Source organism: Streptococcus pseudopneumoniae, assembly GCF_001072315.1.
Lineage (GTDB): Bacteria > Bacillota > Bacilli > Lactobacillales > Streptococcaceae > Streptococcus > Streptococcus pseudopneumoniae_R.
This window is the reverse complement of the sequence record NZ_JVLI01000197.1, coordinates 1-784: the sequence shown is the minus strand read 5'-3', so window position 1 is coordinate 784 and position 784 is coordinate 1. Positions and strand designations below refer to the sequence as shown.

Here is a 784-nt window from a genome sequence, read left to right as displayed (position 1 = left end):
ATAGATTTTCGTAAAAAAGTTCTCTCTTATTGTGAGCGAACAGGTAGTATAACAGAAGCATCACACGTTTTCCAAATCTCACGTAATACCATTTATGGCTGGTTAAAGCTAAAAGAGAAGACAGGAGAGCTAAACCATCAAGTAAAAGGAACAAAACCAAGAAAGGTTGATAGAGATAGACTGAAAAACTATCTTACTGACAATCCAGACGCTTATTTGACTGAAATAGCTGCTGAATTTGATTGTCATCCAACTACTATCCACTATGCTCTCAAAGCTATGGGCTACACTCGAAAAAAAAGAACCACACCTACTATGAACAAGACCCAGAAAAAGTAGCTTTATTTCTTAATAATTTTAATAGTTTAAAGCACCTAGCACCTGTTTATATTGATGAAACAGGATTCGATACTTATTTTTATCGAGAATATGGTCGCTCATTAAAAGGCCAGTTAATAAGAGGTAAAGTATCTGGAAGAAGATATCAGAGGATTTCTTTGGTTGCAGGGTTAATAAATGGTGAGTTAATCGCTCCAATGACTTACCAAGAAACAATGACGAGCGACTTTTTTGAAGCTTGGTTTCAGAAGTTTCATTTACCAACATTAAACACACCATCAGTTATTATTATGGATAATGCAAGATTCCATAGAATGGGCAAGCTAGAACTCTTGTGTGAAGAGTTTGGGCATAAACTTTTACCTCTTCCTCCCTACTCACCTGAGTACAATCCTATTGAGAAAACATGGGCTCATATCAAAAAGCACCTCAAAAAGGTATTACC

Annotated in this window: 1 protein-coding gene; it reads left to right on the top strand. The window is 36.0% G+C overall.

Going from position 1 to position 784, the window contains the following annotated elements; genetic code table 11:
- A protein-coding gene (locus tag ADH54_RS11630; RefSeq protein ID WP_239682668.1) for an IS630 family transposase occupies nt 1-784 on the top strand; the annotation gives its coding sequence in 2 pieces (ribosomal slippage) (nt 1-307 and nt 307-784; 785 coding nt annotated over the 2 pieces). This gene is flagged as partial in the annotation.